Source organism: Isoptericola maris (genome assembly GCF_048065335.1).
GTDB lineage: Bacteria > Actinomycetota > Actinomycetes > Actinomycetales > Cellulomonadaceae > Isoptericola > Isoptericola rhizosphaerae.
Window position 1 is genome coordinate 1 of the sequence record NZ_JBLUNY010000005.1, and the last position, 18489, is coordinate 18489.

The window sequence follows — 18489 nt, forward strand, 5'->3', positions numbered from 1 at the left end:
GTGTGTTGTGTTGAAGTTGTTGGCTTATTAGTACCGGTCAGCTGCGACAGTCGTTGGTCCTGTCTTCCACTTCCGGCCTATCTACCCAGTGGTCTAGCTGGGTGCCTTCACCCCACGAGGGGGATGGAAACCTCATCTTGAAGCAGGCTTCCCGCTTAGATGCTTTCAGCGGTTATCCCTTCCGAACGTAGCGAACCAGCGGTGCTCCTGGCGGAACAACTGGCATACCAGAGGTTCGTCCGTCCCGGTCCTCTCGTACTAGGGACAGCCCTTCTCAAGTTTCCTGCGCGCGCAGCGGATAGGGACCGAACTGTCTCACGACGTTCTAAACCCAGCTCGCGTGCCGCTTTAATGGGCGAACAGCCCAACCCTTGGGACCTACTCCAGCCCCAGGATGCGACGAGCCGACATCGAGGTGCCAAACCATCCCGTCGATATGGACTCTTGGGGAAGATCAGCCTGTTATCCCCGGGGTACCTTTTATCCGTTGAGCGACGGCGCTTCCACAAGCCACCGCCGGATCACTAGTTCCGACTTTCGTCCCTGCTTGACCTGTCGGTCTCACAGTCAAGCTCCCTTGTGCACTTGCACTCGACACCTGATTGCCAACCAGGCTGAGGGAACCTTTGAGCGCCTCCGTTACATTTTGGGAGGCAACCGCCCCAGTTAAACTACCCACCAGGCACTGTCCCTGATCCGGATCACGGACCGAGGTTAGATGGTCGATGCGGTCAGAGTGGTATTTCAACGATGACTCCACTCGCGCTGGCGCGCGGGCTTCATAGTCTCCCACCTATCCTACACAAACCGCACCGAACACCAATACCAAGCTATAGTAAAGGTCCCGGGGTCTTTCCGTCCTGCTGCGCGTAACGAGCATCTTTACTCGTAGTGCAATTTCGCCGAGTTCGCGGTTGAGACAGCGGAGAAGTCGTTACGCCATTCGTGCAGGTCGGAACTTACCCGACAAGGAATTTCGCTACCTTAGGATGGTTATAGTTACCACCGCCGTTTACTGGGGCTTAAATTCTGGGCTTCGCCCGAAGGCTGACCCGTCCTCTTAACCTTCCAGCACCGGGCAGGCGTCAGTCCGTATACATCGTCTTGCGACTTCGCACGGACCTGTGTTTTTAGTAAACAGTCGCTTCTCCCTGGTCTCTGCGGCCCTTGCTGCCGTCACCCGCGAGGGGTTGGACAGTTCGGGCCCCCCTTCTCCCGAAGTTACGGGGGCATTTTGCCGAGTTCCTTAACCACGATTTGCTCGATCGCCTTGGTATTCTCTACCTGACCACCTGAGTCGGTTTGGGGTACGGGCGGCTAGAACCTCGCGTCGAGGCTTTTCTTGGCAGCAGAGGATCACCCGATTCCCGCTTGTGCGGTCACCGTCAGCTCTCACCGTGTGTGCTTCGCGGATTTACCTACGAAGCCGGCTACGGCCTTGGACGTGGTCTACCATCGCCACGCCGGGCTACCTTCCTGCGTCACCCCTGTTAACACGCTTACCTACTACCGGTTCGGGTCCCACGCCTCGCCACCGGTGTCACCCGAAGGTGACGGTGGTGGTCCGGGGTGGTTAGCATCACCGGGCTCGGTATGGGCGGTTCTTCGCCGGTAGGAGAATATCAACTCCTTGTCCATCGACTACGCCTGTCGGCCTCGCCTTAGGTCCCGACTTACCCAGGGCGGATTAACCTGGCCCTGGAACCCTTGGTCATTCGGCGGACGGGTTTCTCACCCGTCTTTCGCTACTCATGCCTGCATTCTCACTCGTGTGGCCTCCACCGCTGGATCACTCCGCGGCTTCACTGCCCACACGACGCTCCCCTACCCACCCACACACCTGAACACCCCTCAAGGGGATGCTGGGTAAAGTGTGAGTGCCACGGCTTCGGCGGTGTACTTGAGCCCCGCTACATTGTCGGCGCGGAATCACTTGACCAGTGAGCTATTACGCACTCTTTCAAGGGTGGCTGCTTCTAAGCCAACCTCCTGGTTGTCTGTGCAACTCCACATCCTTTCCCACTGAGCACACGCTTAGGGGCCTTAGCCGGTGGTCTGGGCTGTTTCCCTCTCGACTACGAAGCTTATCCCCCGCAGTCTCACTGCCACGCTCTGGCTTACCGGCATTCGGAGTTTGGTTGACGTCAGTAACCTGGTGAGGCCCATCGGCCATCCAGTAGCTCTACCTCCGGTAAGGAACGCGTGACGCTGCACCTAAATGCATTTCGGGGAGAACCAGCTATCACGAAGTTTGATTGGCCTTTCACCCCTAACCACAGGTCATCCCCTCAGTTTTCAACCTAAGTGGGTTCGGTCCTCCACGCCGTCTTACCGGCGCTTCAACCTGCCCATGGCTAGATCACTTCGCTTCGGGTCTAGACCCGGCGACTGCATCGCCCTGTTCGGACTCGCTTTCGCTACGGCTTCCCCACACGGGTTAACCTCGCCACCGAGCACTAACTCGCAGGCTCATTCTTCAAAAGGCACGCCGTCACCCCTGCTAGGGAGGCTCCGACGGATTGTAGGCACACGGTTTCAGGTACTATTTCACTCCCCTCCCGGGGTACTTTTCACCTTTCCCTCACGGTACTTGTCCGCTATCGGTCACTAGGTAGTATTTAGGCTTAGCAAGTGGTCTTGCCAGATTCACACGGGATTTCTCGGGCCCCGTGCTACTTGGGATCCCCTTCACCAGGCCACGCCATTTCGTCTACGGGACTCCCACCCTCTACGGTCCGCCTTTCAATGCGGTTCGACTATGACACGACTTTCTTACTGGTCAGGACCATGTCAGTGATCCTCGAAAGGTCCCACAACCCCATACACGCAACGCCTGACAGCTTGACACGCATATGGTTTGGCCTCATCCGCTTTCGCTCGCCACTACTCACGGAATATCTCTTCCTGCCGGTACTGAGATGTTTCACTTCCCGACGTTCCCCCCTGCACCCTATGAATTCAGGTACAGGTGACCGCACATGACTACGGCCGGGTTCCCCCATTCGGACATCCTCGGATCACAGCTCGTTTGCCAGCTCCCCGAGGCTTAACGCAGGCTACAACGTCCTTCTTCGGCTCCTAGTGCCAAGGCATTCACCGTGTGCCCTTAAAAACTTCGACACACACTACAAATATGCTACAGAAATCCAAGAATAATACTTGAACATCTGGGATGCTCGCGTCCACTGTGCAGTTCTCAAGCAACGGACGGTCCCGCCGGCCCACCGGTGCACCCACCCCCACAACCGTGGAGCGGTCTGCACCAGACCAACGACCCGTATCCATCCGAGGACAAGCCCCGACCACTTCCATGGCCGGTTGCCTCAGGACCCAACAGTGTGCTCAACCAACCCACCAGCCACGCCGACCACGTTCCAGACCACCACCCAAGAGCAGCAGACGTACTAGCAGCCGACCGCACCAGCGGACCGACGTTCGTCAATGTTCCACCCAGAGCAACCACCAGACGCACGTTCGGCGCCTACAGCAGCTGTGCATGACCACCCACCACGAGGCAAGCCCCGCAGCGAGCAGTATGTGCTCCTTAGAAAGGAGGTGATCCAGCCGCACCTTCCGGTACGGCTACCTTGTTACGACTTAGTCCCAATCGCCGGTCCCACCTTCGACCACTCCCCCCGGAAAACCGGTTGGGCCATGAGCTTCGGGTGTTACCAACTTTCGTGACTTGACGGGCGGTGTGTACAAGGCCCGGGAACGTATTCACCGCAGCGTTGCTGATCTGCGATTACTAGCGACTCCGACTTCATGGGGTCGAGTTGCAGACCCCAATCCGAACTGAGACCGGCTTTTTGGGATTCGCTCCACCTTACGGTATCGCAGCCCTCTGTACCGGCCATTGTAGCATGCGTGAAGCCCAAGACATAAGGGGCATGATGATTTGACGTCATCCCCGCCTTCCTCCGAGTTGACCCCGGCAGTCTCCCATGAGTCCCCGGCATAACCCGCTGGCAACATGGGACGAGGGTTGCGCTCGTTGCGGGACTTAACCCAACATCTCACGACACGAGCTGACGACAACCATGCACCACCTGTGCACCGACCTTGCGGAACCACCATCTCTGGCAGCGTCCGGTGCATGTCAAGCCTTGGTAAGGTTCTTCGCGTTGCATCGAATTAATCCGCATGCTCCGCCGCTTGTGCGGGCCCCCGTCAATTCCTTTGAGTTTTAGCCTTGCGGCCGTACTCCCCAGGCGGGGCACTTAATGCGTTAGCTGCGGCACGGAACTCGTGGAATGAGCCCCACACCTAGTGCCCAACGTTTACGGCATGGACTACCAGGGTATCTAATCCTGTTCGCTCCCCATGCTTTCGCTCCTCAGCGTCAGTGACTGCCCAGAGACCTGCCTTCGCCATCGGTGTTCCTCCTGATATCTGCGCATTCCACCGCTACACCAGGAATTCCAGTCTCCCCTACAGTACTCTAGTCTGCCCGTACCCGATGCAAGCCCGAAGTTGAGCCTCGGGATTTCACACCAGACGCGACAAACCGCCTACGAGCTCTTTACGCCCAATAATTCCGGACAACGCTTGCGCCCTACGTATTACCGCGGCTGCTGGCACGTAGTTAGCCGGCGCTTCTTCTGCAGGTACCGTCCACCCGAAGGCCTTCTTCCCTGCTGAAAGAGGTTTACAACCCGAAGGCCGTCATCCCTCACGCGGCGTCGCTGCATCAGGCTTTCGCCCATTGTGCAATATTCCCCACTGCTGCCTCCCGTAGGAGTCTGGGCCGTGTCTCAGTCCCAGTGTGGCCGGTCGCCCTCTCAGGCCGGCTACCCGTCGACGCCTTGGTAGGCCATCACCCCACCAACAAGCTGATAGGCCGCGAGCCCATCCCCCACCGAAAAACTTTCCAACACCCACCATGCGGCAGATGCTCATATCCGGTATTAGACCCCGTTTCCAAGGCTTATCCCGAAGTGGAGGGCAGGTTGCTCACGTGTTACTCACCCGTTCGCCACTGATCCACCCAGCAAGCTGGGCTTCACCGTTCGACTTGCATGTGTTAAGCACGCCGCCAGCGTTCGTCCTGAGCCAGGATCAAACTCTCCGTAAAAGAGAGAAAACAACCAACAACCCCCGAAAGAGCCGCCAGTCGCCTATCGATACTGGCCAGACCAAACAGACTAGCTGTTCAATCCAGTCCAAAGGAACCAAAAAGGTTCAAAATTTGGCATTGACTATCAAGCACACTGTTGAGTTCTCAAACAACCGACGCACACCATCCAAGACCGGAACAACCGCTCCGACCCCGTCCGGGGCAACCCTTCAACCTTACCCGGTCCGATCCTCTTGGTCAACCTTCGCTCCGTGAGCGCCGGCCGACCTGGATCGGGTGGGTCCTCGATCGATCGGGCACACTACTGTACCCGATCTGAAGGTTCGAGGTGGTCCACCCGCGGGACCGGCCACCGGTACCCAGCCCGTGGGCTGTCTCCTCGGTGTCCGTGCCTCCCTCTCGGGCGAACGACCAGAACATTACACATGCTCCGGCCCCCGGACCAAATCCGCAGGCCAGAGCATGTTTCCGGTCCGGACGGTCAGCCGGCGTCCGCGACAGCGAGGGTCTTCTTGCCCCGCCGCAGCACCGCGTACCGGCCGTGCAGCAGGTCCTCCGCCCGGAGGAGAGCGTCCTCCGACTCGACCTTGACGTTGTTGACGTAGGCGCCGCCGTCCGCGACCGCCCGTCGACCGGCGGCGCGCGACGCCACCAGGCCGCTGTCCACGAGCGCGTCGAGCACGGGCGTCCCGACCTGCACCTCGGCGCGGGGCAGCTCCGCCGTCGCGGCCCCCAGCGTCTCGGCGTCCAGCGAGGTCAGCTCGCCCCGGCCGAACAGCGCCTGGCTCGCGGCGACCACCGCCTCCGTCGCCGCGGCGCCGTGCACCAGGGTGGTGACGTCCGCGGCGAGCGTCTTCTGGGCGATGCGAGCGAAGGGGCGGTCCGCCACCTCACGCTCGAGGTCCCCGATCTCCTCGCGCGTCCGGAACGTGAAGATCTTCAGCCACGGCACGACGTCCGAGTCGGACGCGTTGAGCCAGTACTGGTAGAAGGCGTACGGACTCATCAGGTCCGGCGCCAGCCAGACCGCGCCACCCTCGGTCTTGCCGAACTTGGTGCCGTCGGCCTTGGTGATCAACGGCGTCGTCATGACATGGACCGTCTCGCCCTCGGAGCGTCGCACGAGCTCGACCCCGGAGAGCAGGTTCCCCCACTGGTCGTTGCCACCGGTCTGCAGGGTGACCCCGTGGCGACGGTAGAGCTCCAGGAAGTCGATGCCCTGCAGGATCTGGTAGCTGAACTCGGTGAAGCTGATCCCCTCGTCCGAGCTCAGCCGGCGCGCCACCGTGTCCTTGGCCAGCATGGTGCCCAGGCGGTAGTGCTTGCCCACGTCGCGCAGAAAGTCGATGGCCGACATCCCGTCGATCCAGTCGAGGTTGTTGACCAGGACCGCCGGGTTGTCGCCGTCGAAGTCGAGGAAGCGGGAGATCTGCGCCTTGAGACGTTCCGTCCACTCGGCGACGGTCTCCTTGGTGTTGAGCACCCGCTCGCCGGACTGACGAGGGTCCCCGATCATCCCCGTCGCCCCACCGACCAGCGCGACAGCCCTGTGCCCGGCACGCTGCAGGTGCCTCAGCAGGATGAGCTGGACGAGGTGACCGTGGTGCAGGCTCGGCGCCGTCGGGTCGAAGCCGCAGTAGTACGCGATCGGCCCCTCCGAGAGCGCGTCGCGCAGCGCAGCCTCGTCGGTGGTCTGCGCCACCAGGCCTCGCCAGTGCAGCTCATCGAGAACGTCGGTCACCGTGTGCTCCTCGGGGTGGTTCGTCGCGGCCCGGCCGAGCCGCCCACCTAGTGTGCCCGATCCGCCGGCCGGCCCCGCGCGTGTCTCAGCGCCCCCGGCGCGACACCGGTCGGTACGCCGACACGGTCGGCTCGTCGACGAGCCACGACCGCCACCCGAACCTGGACGGGTCCGCACCTTCGCCGCCCACACCGACGCGTGGTCCGGTCGCGACGGCGCGCGGCAACGGGTCCACCGGCAGGTGCACGACGACGGCGCCCTCGGCGTCGGTCACGCCCGCGCCGTCGTCCCCACGGTCGAGCGCGAGCGCGACCGTGAGCCGCGCGGGGCCACGAGCGATCTGCCGGTCGGAGTCGCACCGGCCCGCCGCCGTGCGACGCGCACGCGCCAGCTCGGTGCCCGCGACGACCTCGCCAGCACGCAGGAGGACGGCCGAGGCCCTGCCCACAGGCCCGCACACCACGTTGACGCAGTGGTGCAGGCCGAGGTGACGGTAGACGTAGAGGCGGCCGGGCCCGCCGAACATGGACCGGTTGCGCTCGGTGCGGCCCCGGTAGGCGTGCGACGCCGGGTCGACGGCCCCGGCGTACGCCTCGACCTCCGTCAGGCGCAGAGTGACCTCGCCCTCGGGCGTCCGGCGCGTGACGTAGGCGCCGAGCAGGTCGCGCGCCACGGTGTGCACGTCCCGGTCGTACCAGGCCGGGCCGGGGACCTGCCACGGCACGGTCGCCGTCCGCGAGGTGCCCGCCGTCGTACCCGTCATATCGCCTCCCGTGACTCCGGCGCCGTCGTGCGCGACCGGCCGAAGCCGTCGAGGTGGACGTCGGCCCGCGCGCGGGTCTGCTCCGCAGCGTAGTGCGCTGCTTCGTCGGCCATCCACCTCAACCAGTGGGGCCGCGCCGCCGCACCGTCGCGCGCGAGGCCGCGCCGCAGCCGCTCCTCGTCGCCGGCCTCGACCCAGATCCGCAGCACGGCCCACGGGTCGACCTGCCGCGCGGCAGCCCCGCACCCCTCGACCACGAGGAAGGGCGCCGGTGGCACGGTGTGCGCCTCGGCGTACGTCCCGGCCTCCCAGTCGAACCGCCGGTACTCCCCCGCACTGCCCGCCGCCAGCGGGTCCAGCACCCACGAGCGCAGTCGTGCCGCGCCGCCGTCGGGCCCGGCCTCCCAGCCCTCGTAGAGGTCGTCCATGTGCACCACCTGGCAGACGAGCTCGGAAGCCAGCTGGGTGGCGAGGGTCGTCTTGCCCGACCCCGCAGGGCCGTCGACGCAGACGAGCCGGGTGGTCCGCCACGGGGCGGACGCACCCGGCCCGGGCAGACGCGGGACGCCGTCGTGCACCTGCTGCACGACGGCGGCGAGCACCTCCGCGCCGACGCTCACTCAGCCCTCGGCCCAGAACCTGAACTCGGTGGCACGCTCCTTCGCGGCCTCGAGCTGCTCCGTGACCCGCGCCGGTGCGGTGCCGCCCACGGCGTCCCGGGACGCGACGGACCCCTCGACCGTCAGCACTTCGCGCACCGCCGGCGTCAGATGGCTCGACACCGCCGCGAGGTCGGCGTCCGAGAGGTCCCACAGCTCGATGCCGCGCTCCTCGCAGACCCGTACGCAAGCGCCCGCGACCTCGTGCGCGACCCGGAACGGCACGCCGGAGCGCACCAGCCACTCGGCGACGTCGGTGGCCAGGGAGAACCCCTGCGGTGCGAGCTCCGCCATGCGGCCTGTGTCGAACGTCAGCGTCCGGACCATGCCGGCGAAGGCCGGCAGCAGGACGGTGAGCGTGTCCACCTGGTCGAAGACCGGCTCCTTGTCCTCCTGCAGGTCGCGGTTGTACGCGAGCGGCAGGCCCTTCAGCGTCGCCAGGAGCCCGGTCAGGTCGCCGATCAGCCGGCCGGACTTGCCGCGCGCGAGCTCCGCGATGTCCGGGTTCTTCTTCTGCGGCATGATGCTCGACCCGGTCGACCAGGAGTCGTCGAGGCGGACGAACCCGAACTCCTTGGTGTTCCACGCGATGATCTCCTCGGAGAACCTCGACAGGTCCACCCCGATCATCGCCGCGACGAACGCGAACTCCGCGACCACGTCCCGGGCGGCGGTGCCGTCGATCGAGTTCTCGACCGGACCGTCGAAGCCCAGCTCGGCGGCCACCGCGGCCGGGTCCAGACCCAGCGACGACCCCGCGAGCGCTCCCGACCCGTACGGCGAGCGGGCCGCGCGCACGTCCCAGTCGATGAGCCGGTCCACGTCGCGCAGCAGCGGCCACGCGTGCGCCAGCAGGTGGTGCGCGAGCAGCACGGGCTGAGCGTGCTGCAGGTGCGTGCGGCCGGGCATGACCGCGTCGCCGGCCGCCTCCGCCTGGGTGATGAGCTCGTCGACGACCGTGACGACCTGCTGGGCGATCAGGCGGGCGTTCTGGCGCAGGTACATCCGCACCTGCGTGGCGATCTGGTCGTTGCGCGACCGGCCGGCACGGAGCTTGCCACCGAGCTCGTCCCCGGCGCGCTCCATGAGGCCCCGCTCGAGGGCGGTGTGCACGTCCTCGTCACCGAGCCGGGGAAGGAACGCGCCGGACTCGACGTCGGCCTCGAGCCGGTCGAGGGCCTCCAGCATGCCGGTGAGCTCGTCGTCGTCGAGCAGGCCGGCTCGGTGCAGGACCCGGGCGTGCGCCCGCGACCCGGCGACGTCGTGCACCGCGAGCCGCCAGTCGAAGTGCGTCGACTGCGACAGCGCCTGGAGCTCCGGCGAGGGGCCGCCGGCGAACCGGCCGCCCCACAGGCTCACCGACGCCGGCGCAGCGACCGCGTCGTTCGGCCCCGCGCCGCCGTCGGACCGCTTCTCGATGTCGGCCATGGTCAGAGGTCTCCGGTGCCGAAGTCGACGCCGTTGCCGAAGCGCTCGTCGCGAGCCGCGGCCTGCTTGGCGGCGAGACCGTAGATCTCGATGAAGCCCTTGGCGTGCGACTGGTCGAACGAGTCGCCCTCGTCGTACGTCGCGAGGTTGAAGTCGTAGAGCGCGGCCTCGGACTTGCGCCCCGTCACGGTGGCGCGGCCGCCGTGCAGCACGAGGCGGATGTCGCCCGAGACGTACTTCTGCGTCTCGTCGACGAACACGTCGAGGTTCTTCTTCAGCGGGCTGAACCACATGCCGTCGTAGACCAGCTCGGACCAGCGCTGCTCGACGCCCTTCTTGAAGCGGGACTGCTCGCGCTCCAGAGTCACGTTCTCGAGCTCCTGGTGCGCCGCGATGAGCGCCATGGCGCCCGGCGCCTCGTAGACCTCGCGAGACTTGATGCCCACGAGGCGGTCCTCGACGATGTCGATCCGGCCCACGCCCTGGGCACCGGCCCGGCGGTTCATCTCCATGATCGCCTGGAGCGGGGAGACCGCGACCCCGTCCAGCGCGACGGGCACGCCCTCGGCGAAGGTCACGACGACCTCGTCGGCGACCGGCGGGAACGTGGGGTCGTCGGTGTAGGAGTAGACGTCCTTGGTGGGCTCGTTCCAGATGTCCTCGAGGAAGCCGGTCTCCACGGCCCGGCCCCACACGTTCTGGTCGATAGAGAAGGGGTTCTTCTTCGTCGTCGCGATCGGCAGGTCGTGCTTCTCCGCGTAGTCGATCGCCTTCTCCCGCGTCAGCGCCAGGTCGCGCACCGGGGCGATCGTCTTGAGGTCCGGCGCGAGCGAGGTGGTGGCCACCTCGAAGCGGACCTGGTCGTTGCCCTTGCCGGTGCACCCGTGCGCCACCGTCTGCGCACCGAACTGGCGGGCGGCCCGCACCATGTGCTTGACGATGACCGGACGCGAGATCGCGGAGACGAGCGGGTAGCGGTCGAGGTACAGGCCGTTCGCCTTGAGCGCCGGCATGCAGTACTCGTCGGCGAACTCGTCGCGCGCGTCCGCCACGTACGCCTCGACGGCACCGCAGTCGAGGGCGCGCTGGCGGATCATCTCCATGTCCTCACCGCCCTGGCCGACGTCGACGGCGACGGCGACGACCTCGGCACCGGTCGCCTCGGCGATCCAGCCGATCGCGACGGAGGTGTCCAGGCCGCCGGAGTAGGCGAGCACCACGCGTTCAGTCATGAAACTTCATCCTTGCTGTGCGGTTGAGGGGTCGAGTCTGACAGGCTCAGGCGTCCGGTGACGCCGTGAGCTCGAGGAACCGTGCGGCGAGCTCGTCGCCGCCGGCCGGGTCCCGGGCGATCACCAGGATCGTGTCGTCCCCGGCGATGCAGCCGAGGACCCCGGGGAAGACGGAGTGGTCGATGGCGGAGGCCAGGTAGTTCGCGGCCCCGGGCGGTGTGCGCAGCACGACCTGGTTGCCGGACGCCTCGGCCGAGACCAGGAGGTCGGCGCAGAGCCGGGCCAGGCGGGCCGCGAGGTAGCCGGAGTCGTGGCCGCCGACGCCGGGGGCCTGCACGCTGCGGTCGCCGCCCTCGCCGGGCACGGCGTAGACGAGCGAGCCGTCCGCGCTGCGGACCTTCTCGGCACGCAGCTCGATGAGGTCGCGCGAGAGCGTGCCCTGGGTGACGGACAGCCCTTCGTCGGCGAGCTCGCGGGCGAGCTCCGCCTGCGAGTGGATCGCGGTGCGCCGCACGATCTCGACGATGCGCGCGTGCCGCGCCGCCTTGGTGGTGAGCGGGCCGTGGGCGGGCGTCGCGCTCATCGCTGCTCCAGGAGGAACGTCAGGACGGCCTTCTGGGCGTGCAGACGGTTCTCCGCCTCGTCCCAGACGACGGACCGGGGGCCGTCGATGACCTCGCCGGCGACCTCCTTGCCGCGGTAGGCCGGCAGGCAGTGCAGGAAGAGGGCGTCGTCCTTCGCTCCCGCCATGAGGTCGGGCGTGACCTGGTACGGCAGGAGGTCGGCGACCCGCTGGGTGGCCTCGTCCTCGTCGCCCATCGACACCCAGGTGTCGGTCACCACGACGTCGGCGCCGACGACGGCGGCCGCGGCGTCCGTGGTCACGGCGACCGAGCCGCCCGTGGTCGCGGCGATCCCGTCGGCGCGGGCCACGACGTCATCGGTCGGGAGGTAGCCGTCAGGGCCGCAGACGACGACGTGCAGTCCGGCGGTCGCCCCGGCGAGCAGGTACGAGACCGCCATGTTGTTCGCCGCGTCCCCGACGTAGACGAGCCGCTGGCCCGGCAGGGCCGCGATCCCGCCGCGGTGCTGCGCGATCGTGACCAGGTCGGCCAGGAGCTGGCAGGGGTGGAAGTCGTCCGTCAGCGCGTTCACCACGGGCACCCGGGAGACGGCGGCCATCTCCTCGATCCGAGCCTGACCGAACGTCCGCCACACGATCGCGGAGACCTGCCGGTCCAGCACGCGGGTGACGTCCGCGACGGACTCCCGTACCCCGATCTGGGCGAGCCGCCCGTCGACCGTGACCGGGAAGCCACCCATCTCGGCGATCCCTGTCGAGAAGGAGACCTGGGTGCGCAGGGTCGGCTTGTCGAAGACGAGGGCCACCCCCTGGGGTCCGGCCAGCGGGGTGCGCACGGTGCGGTCCTCACGGAACGCCATCGCGAGCTCGAGCACCTCGCGCTGCTCGGCCGGCGTGAGGTCGTCGTCACGCAGGAAGTGACGGGGCATCATTCCTCCTCCGGGTTCTCGGGGACGGTCACACCGGCGAAGAAGCGCGCGGCGTCCAGGGCCTGATCGGCCGTCAGGACCAGTGGTGGGGCGAGCCGCACGGCGTCCGGCGCGACGGCGTTGACGATCAGTCCGGCGTCGAGTGCCGCGGCGGCGACCTGCGGTGCCACGGGACGCGCGAGCTCGACCGCCAGGAGCAGGCCGTGCCCGCGGACGCCCGTCACCAGGGGGTTGCCGCCCGCGGTGATCGCCCGGCGCAGCACCTTACCGACCTCGTGGGCGCGGGCGAGCAGCCGGTCGCGCTCGATGACGCCGATCGTGGCGAGGCCGGCGGCCGCGGCCACCGGGTTGCCGCCGAACGTCGTCCCGTGCTGCCCGCGGCCCAGCAGCGTCGCCGCCTGTTCCCCGAGCGCCAGGACCGCGCCCACGGGGAACCCGGCACCGAGGCCCTTGGCCAGCGTGACGACGTCGGGCACGACGCCCCCGCCGATCTCCGGGTGCTGGAAGGCGAACCAGGCGCCGGTGCGTCCCATGCCGGTCTGCACCTCGTCGAGCACGAGGAGCGCGCCGGCGTCGCTGGTGAGCCGGCGTCCCAGCGCCAGGTAGCCCTCGGGCAGTGCCCGGACACCCGCTTCACCCTGCACCGGCTCGACCACCAGGGCCGCGACCTCACCCCGCTCGGCGACGGCCGCCGGGGAGAACGCAGCCTCCAGCGCGTCCGTGTCGCCGAAGGGCAGGTGCTCGACGTCGCCCGGCAGCGGCTCGAAGGGCTCGCGGTAGCCGGGCTTGTGCGTCAGGGCGAGCGCGCCCATGGTCCGTCCGTGGAACCCGCCCTCGAGAGCCAGGACCCGGGTGCGCCCGGTGCGGCGCGTCATCTTGAACGCCGCCTCGTTGGCCTCCGTGCCGGAGTTCGTGAAGAAGACCTTGGACCCCTCGGGCGCCTCGGCGATCTGCAGCAGGCGTTCGGCCAGCGTGATCTGCGTGGGCGTGGCGAAGAAGTTCGACACGTGCCCGAGCGTGCCGAGCTGCGCGCTCACCGCCGCCGTGAGGGTGGGGTGCGCGTGGCCGAGAGCATTCACCGCGATGCCGGCGAGAAGGTCGAGGTAGCGCGTGCCCTCAACGTCCCACACGTAGGCTCCGTCGCCGCGCACGAGGATGCGCTGCGGCGGGCCGAAGGTGTCCATCACCGATCGGGTGTACGCCTCGGTCCACCCGGGGGCGCTCAGGTCACGGCCGGTGCTGGTGATCTCGCTCATGGGGTGAGCTCCTGGTCGGTTCGCAGCGGGACGTCGGGCACGACCATCGTGCCGTTGCCACGGGAGGTGAAGACCTCCAGCAGCACGGAGTGGGGCTGGCGGCCGTCGATGACCGAGGCGCGCGGCACGCCGCCCTGGACGGCCCGCAGGCACGCCTCCATCTTGGGGACCATGCCGGCCGTCAGGCTCGGCAGGAGCGCCGCCAGCTCCCCGGCCGGGATCTGCTCCACCAGGGAGTCCCGGTCGGGCCAGCTCGTGTACAGACCCTCGACGTCGGTGAGCACGATGAGCTTCTTCGCACCGAGCGCCACCGCGAGCGCCGCCGCGGCGGTGTCCGCGTTGACGTTCAGCACCTGGGTGGGGTCGTCGATGTCGGGAGCGACGGTGGAGACCACGGGGATGCGGCCGGCGTCGAGCAGGTCCTGCACCGCCGAGGGGTTGACCTGGACGACGTCGCCGACGAGGCCCACGTCCACGGGCTCGCCGTCGACCGTGGCGTGGCGGCGCACGGCCCCGAACAGCCCGCCGTCCTCCCCCGACAGCCCGACGGCGCGGGGCGCGTGGGCGTTGATCAGCCCGACGAGCTCGCGCGAGACCTGGCCCGTGAGGACCATCCGCACCACCTCCATCGCCTCGGGCGTGGTCACGCGCAGACCGCCCCGGAACTCGGAGGCGATGCCGACGCGGTCGAGCATCCGGGAGATCTGCGGACCGCCGCCGTGCACCACGACGGGGCGCAGGCCGACCTGGCGCAGGAACACCATGTCTTGCGCGAAGGCCGCCTTGAGGTCGTCGTCGATCATGGCGTTGCCGCCGTACTTGACCACGACGAGCGCGCCGGCGAACTCCTGCAGCCACGGGAGGGCCTCGATGAGGACTTCGGCCTTCTGATCGGGGCGCAGGCCGGTGCGGGTGTCGAAGGCGGGTCCGGCGGCGCTCGCCGTGTCGTGGTCGCTCATGAGGAGTACGCGCTGTTCTCGTGGACGTAGTCGTGGGTGAGGTCGTTGGTCCAGACGGTCACGGACGCATCGCCGGCGTGCAGGTCGACCTCCACGTGCACCTCGCGGTCGGAGGCCAGGTCGACGAGCTCCCGTGGCGCACCGACGCCGCCCGCCCGGCAGACCTGCACGCCGTTGATGGAGACGTCGAGCGTCAGCGGGTCGAATGGGGCGACCTCGGGCGGCACCGTGCCGACGGCCGCGAGCACGCGGCCCCAGTTCGGGTCGTTGCCGAACACGGCGGACTTGAAGAGATTGGACCGGGTCACCGCTCGGGCGCACGCGAGCGCGGCGTCCTCGGTGGTGGCGTTCCGCAGGGTGACCGCGATGTCGTGACTGGCGCCCTCGGCGTCCGCGACGAGCTGGCGCGCGAGCGAGGCGGTGACCTCGGTGACCGCGGCCGTCAGCTCGTCGAGGCCGGTCTTGACACCGGACGCACCGCTCGCGAGCAGGATCACGGTGTCGTTGGTGGACATGCAGCCGTCCGAGTCGACGCGGTCGAAGGTCGTTCGGGTGGCGGCGCGGAGCGCGGCATCGGCCGTGGCCGGGTCGACGACGGCATCGGTCGTGATCACCGAGAGCATGGTCGCGAGCCCGGGGGCGAGCATGCCCGCACCCTTCGCCATGCCGCCGACGCTCCACCCGTCCCGCTCGGCGACCGCGGTCTTGGCGACCGTGTCGGTCGTCATGATCGCGTGCGCTGCGTCCGGGCCGCCGTCGGCCGTCAGCGATCCCGCGGCGGCGTCCACGCCGCTCAGCAGCGCGTCGAGGTCGAGCCGGAGGCCGATGAGGCCCGTGCTGCACACGAGCACGTCGCCGGCCCCGACCTCCTCCTCGGGCGTGGCGGCAACGGTAGACAGGACCCCGGCCACGTGCTCGGCCGTGCGGTGCGTGTCGGCGAACCCCTCGGGACCGGTGCAGGCGTTGGCACCGCCGGAGTTCAGCACGACGGCGCGCGCGGCGCCGTCCGAGACTGCCTGTCGCGTCCAGACCACCGGGGCGGCCTGCACGCGGTTGGACGTCAGCACGGCGGCCGCGGTGCGCAGCGGACCGTCGTTGACGACCAGCGCGACGTCACGCCCGCCCGAGTCCTTGAGGCCGGCGGCGACGCCGGCGGCCCGGAATCCTGCCGGGGCGGTGACGCTCATGGTGCGACTCCTTCGGTGCGCAGGCCGGCCGTCTCCGGCAGGCCGAGGGCGAGGTTCATGGCCTGGACCGCCTGGCCGGCGGTGCCCTTGACCAGGTTGTCGAGGGCGGTCACCGTCACGACACGGCCGGCGCCTTCGTCGAGAGCCACCTGGACCAACGCCGCGTTGGCGCCGAGGGTCGCCGCCGTCGACGGCCACTGCCCCTCCGGCAGCAGCTCGACGAACGGCTCGTCGGCGCAGGCCTCCTCCCACACGGCGCGGACCTCGGCGGACGTGGCGCCACCGCGCCCGGGCGCAAGGCGCGCCGTGACCGTGGCGAGGATCCCGCGCGACATCGGCACGAGCGTCGGGGTGAAGCTGATCGAGACGTCCGGCGCTCCCGCGGTACGCAGGTTCTGGGCGATCTCCGGGATGTGCCGGTGCGTGCCGCCGACGGCGTAGGGCACGGCGGCGCCCAGGCCTTCGGCCGCGAGCAGGTGCGGCTTGAGCGCCTTGCCCGCGCCGGAGAACCCGTTGGCGAGGACGGCGACGACGTCGGTCGGGCTGACGAGGCCGGCGGCGACGCCCGGCTGCAGACCGAGGGTCACGGCGGTGACGTTGCACCCGGGCACCGCGATGCGGCGCACCCCCGCCAGGTGGTCGCGCTGGTGCGTGCCGTCCGCGTGGCTCAGCTCGGGCAGCCCGTACGGCCACGTCCCGGCGTGCGCGGAGCCGTAGAACGACTCCCAGTCCGCCGCAGAGGCCAGCCGGTGGTCGGCGCCGAGGTCGAGGACGAGGACGTCGTCGGGCAGCTGGGCGGCGATCTCGCCGGACGCGCCGTGCGGCAGCCCGAGCACGACGACGTCGTGGCCGGCGAGGGCCTCGGCCGTGGTGGGCTCGAGCACCTTGTCGGCCAGCGACCGCAGGTGCGGCTGCACCTCGCCCAGTTGGCTGCCCGCGTTGGAGTGCGCGGTGACGGTGCCGATCTCGAGGTGCGGGTGCGCCGCGGCGAGGCGCAGGAACTCTCCGCCGGCGTAGCCGGACGCTCCGGCGACGGCGACGCGGAACCTGGCGTCCGGTGTGCTGACCATACGCGACACTATACATACCTATGCGCACGCCGGTGAAGATATTCCACGTGGTGGTCAGGTGGAAGGTCGGCCGAGGCTGCGATACATCACGTGCAGGCCGACGCGACCGTGCGCGGGGCTGCGGAACGCGCCGGGCACCGTGCCGACCACCTCGAAGCCCAGCGACCGCCACAGGCGCACCGCCGCCGTGTTGGACTCGACCACGGCGTTGAACTGGATACCGAGGAAGCCCTCCTGCCGGTGCCAGTCGATCACGTGCTCGGCCAGCGCGCGGCCGACACCACGCCCTCGCGCAGCGTCCGCGACCATGAACGACGCGGTGCCGACGTGGTCGCCGTGGCCCGGGCGGTTCGGCCCCATCTTCGCCGTCCCCAGGATCTCGTCGTCGTCCACGGCGACGACGGTGCGGCCCGGCGGACGCTCCATCCACAGCTCGCATGCCTGCTCGGACGTCAGGTCGAGCGGGTAGGCGTAGGTCTCGCCGGCACGGACGACCGCCTCGACGAGGGGCCACAGGATCGGCCAGTCGGCGTCGGTCGCGGCACGGATCTCCAGGGTCACGACCACAGGCTACGGGCGGGCCGTAGGCTCGGAGCATGCGTGCAGTCGTGGCCCGGTCGGCGGGCGGTCCCGAGGTCCTGGAGTACACCGAGCGTCCCGACCCGGAGCCCGGCCCGGGTGAGCTGCTGGTGCGGGTGGCCGCCGCCGGCGTGAACTTCATCGACACCTACCGCCGTGCGGGCGTCTACCCGATGGACTACCCGCACGTGGTCGGTGTGGAAGGTTCCGGCACGGTCGAGGCGTGCGGGCCGGGGGTGGACCGGTTCGCCGTCGGCGACCGCGTCGCCTGGCACCAGGCGCCCGGGTCGTACGCAGAGCTCGCCGTGGTCGGCGCCGACGTCGCGGTCCGCGTGCCGACCGGTCTCGACCTGACGACCGCCGCCGCGCTGCCCCTGCAGGGCATGACGGCGCACTACCTGGTCGCCTCGACCTTCGAGGTGGGCCTGGGGCACGACGTGCTCCTCACCGCGGGTGCCGGCGGCGTCGGGCTCCTGGCGACGCAGCTCGCCGCGGCGCGCGGCGGACGGGTGCTGACCACCGTCTCGACACCGGAGAAGGCCGCGCTCTCGTCCGCGGCAGGGGCGGCCCACACCATCGACTACGCGGCGATGGACGACCTCGCCGCCGAGCTGCCCGCCGTCGTCCACGAGCTGACCGACGGCGCGGGCGTGCACGTGGCGTACGACGGCGTGGGTGCGGCCACCTTCGACGCCTCGCTGGCGTCGTTGCGTCGACGGGGCACGCTGGTGCTGTTCGGCGGGGCGTCCGGACAGGTGCCGCCGTTCGACCTGCAGCGGCTCAACTCGGGCGGGTCGCTGTACGTCACCCGCCCCACGCTCGCGCACTACACCGCGACCCGTGCCGAGCTCGAGTGGCGGGCCGGCGAGGTGCTCGGCGCCGCCGCTCGTGGAGACCTCGAGGTCCGCGTCGGGGCGACCTACCCGCTGGCGGACGCCGCCGCGGCGCACACCGCCCTCGAGGGTCGGAAGACGACCGGCAAGGTGCTCCTGCTGCCGTAGGGATGTATCTTGATGTCAAGATACT

The 18489-nt window shown here is 68.6% G+C and carries 13 protein-coding genes and 2 rRNA genes; 1 reads left to right on the forward strand and 14 read right to left on the reverse strand.

Going from position 1 to position 18489, the window contains the following annotated elements; genetic code table 11:
* Window positions 1–7 precede the first annotated feature (7 nt).
* From ACH5HR_RS09125 to ACH5HR_RS09190, 14 genes are all read right to left on the reverse strand, one after another.
* A 23S ribosomal RNA gene (locus ACH5HR_RS09125) occupies window positions 8–3120 on the reverse strand.
* 428 nt (window positions 3121–3548) lie between these two features.
* A 16S ribosomal RNA gene (locus ACH5HR_RS09130) occupies window positions 3549–5074 on the reverse strand.
* The 16S and 23S rRNA genes sit together here, the layout of an rRNA operon.
* 484 nt (window positions 5075–5558) lie before the next feature.
* Entirely contained in the window at window positions 5559–6818 is a 1260-nt protein-coding gene (gene tyrS, locus ACH5HR_RS09135; RefSeq protein WP_416477511.1) for a tyrosine--tRNA ligase, read from the reverse strand.
* A gap of 85 nt (window positions 6819–6903) precedes the next feature.
* Complete coding sequence (locus ACH5HR_RS09140) at window positions 6904–7581, reverse strand: DNA-3-methyladenine glycosylase (RefSeq protein ID WP_416477512.1); 678 nt, start codon at window positions 7579–7581, stop codon at window positions 6904–6906.
* Window positions 7578–8201: a uridine kinase family protein gene (locus tag ACH5HR_RS09145; protein WP_416477514.1), complete on the reverse strand. Its 624-nt coding sequence runs from the start codon at window positions 8199–8201 to the stop codon at window positions 7578–7580. Before ACH5HR_RS09145 ends, ACH5HR_RS09140 begins: the two co-directional genes overlap by 4 nt.
* Entirely contained in the window at window positions 8202–9668 is a 1467-nt protein-coding gene (gene argH / locus ACH5HR_RS09150; RefSeq protein WP_416477515.1) for an argininosuccinate lyase, read from the reverse strand.
* Window positions 9669–9670: 2 nt separating this feature from the next.
* Window positions 9671–10900: an argininosuccinate synthase gene (locus tag ACH5HR_RS09155; protein WP_416477516.1), complete on the reverse strand. Its 1230-nt coding sequence runs from the start codon at window positions 10898–10900 to the stop codon at window positions 9671–9673.
* A gap of 46 nt (window positions 10901–10946) precedes the next feature.
* Window positions 10947–11483, reverse strand: a complete 537-nt coding sequence (locus ACH5HR_RS09160; protein WP_402375135.1) for an arginine repressor — start codon at window positions 11481–11483, stop codon at window positions 10947–10949.
* Window positions 11480–12412 (reverse strand): ornithine carbamoyltransferase, encoded by a 933-nt coding sequence (argF, locus tag ACH5HR_RS09165; RefSeq protein WP_416477518.1) that lies wholly within the window; start codon window positions 12410–12412, stop codon window positions 11480–11482. The genes ACH5HR_RS09160 and argF overlap by 4 nt, the downstream gene beginning before the upstream one ends.
* Complete coding sequence (locus ACH5HR_RS09170; protein WP_416477520.1) at window positions 12412–13668, reverse strand: acetylornithine transaminase; 1257 nt, start codon at window positions 13666–13668, stop codon at window positions 12412–12414. Before ACH5HR_RS09170 ends, argF begins: the two co-directional genes overlap by 1 nt.
* The gene (argB, locus tag ACH5HR_RS09175) at window positions 13665–14627 is read right to left on the reverse strand and encodes an acetylglutamate kinase (protein ID WP_402375140.1); all 963 of its coding nucleotides are present in this window, start codon (window positions 14625–14627) and stop codon (window positions 13665–13667) included. The genes ACH5HR_RS09170 and argB overlap by 4 nt, the downstream gene beginning before the upstream one ends.
* Complete coding sequence (argJ, locus tag ACH5HR_RS09180) at window positions 14624–15814, reverse strand: bifunctional glutamate N-acetyltransferase/amino-acid acetyltransferase ArgJ (RefSeq protein ID WP_402375142.1); 1191 nt, start codon at window positions 15812–15814, stop codon at window positions 14624–14626. Before argJ ends, argB begins: the two co-directional genes overlap by 4 nt.
* Window positions 15811–16884: an N-acetyl-gamma-glutamyl-phosphate reductase gene (gene argC / locus ACH5HR_RS09185; RefSeq protein ID WP_416477521.1), complete on the reverse strand. Its 1074-nt coding sequence runs from the start codon at window positions 16882–16884 to the stop codon at window positions 15811–15813. Before argC ends, argJ begins: the two co-directional genes overlap by 4 nt.
* Before the next feature lie 54 nt (window positions 16885–16938).
* Entirely contained in the window at window positions 16939–17445 is a 507-nt protein-coding gene (locus ACH5HR_RS09190; RefSeq protein WP_402375146.1) for a GNAT family N-acetyltransferase, read from the reverse strand.
* A 35-nt stretch (window positions 17446–17480) separates the two neighbouring features.
* On the opposite strand from ACH5HR_RS09190, the gene ACH5HR_RS09195 reads away from it, so the two are divergent.
* Window positions 17481–18464, forward strand: coding sequence for a quinone oxidoreductase family protein (locus tag ACH5HR_RS09195; RefSeq protein WP_416477522.1), 984 nt, complete (start codon window positions 17481–17483; stop codon window positions 18462–18464).
* Window positions 18465–18489: the final 25 nt, after the last annotated feature.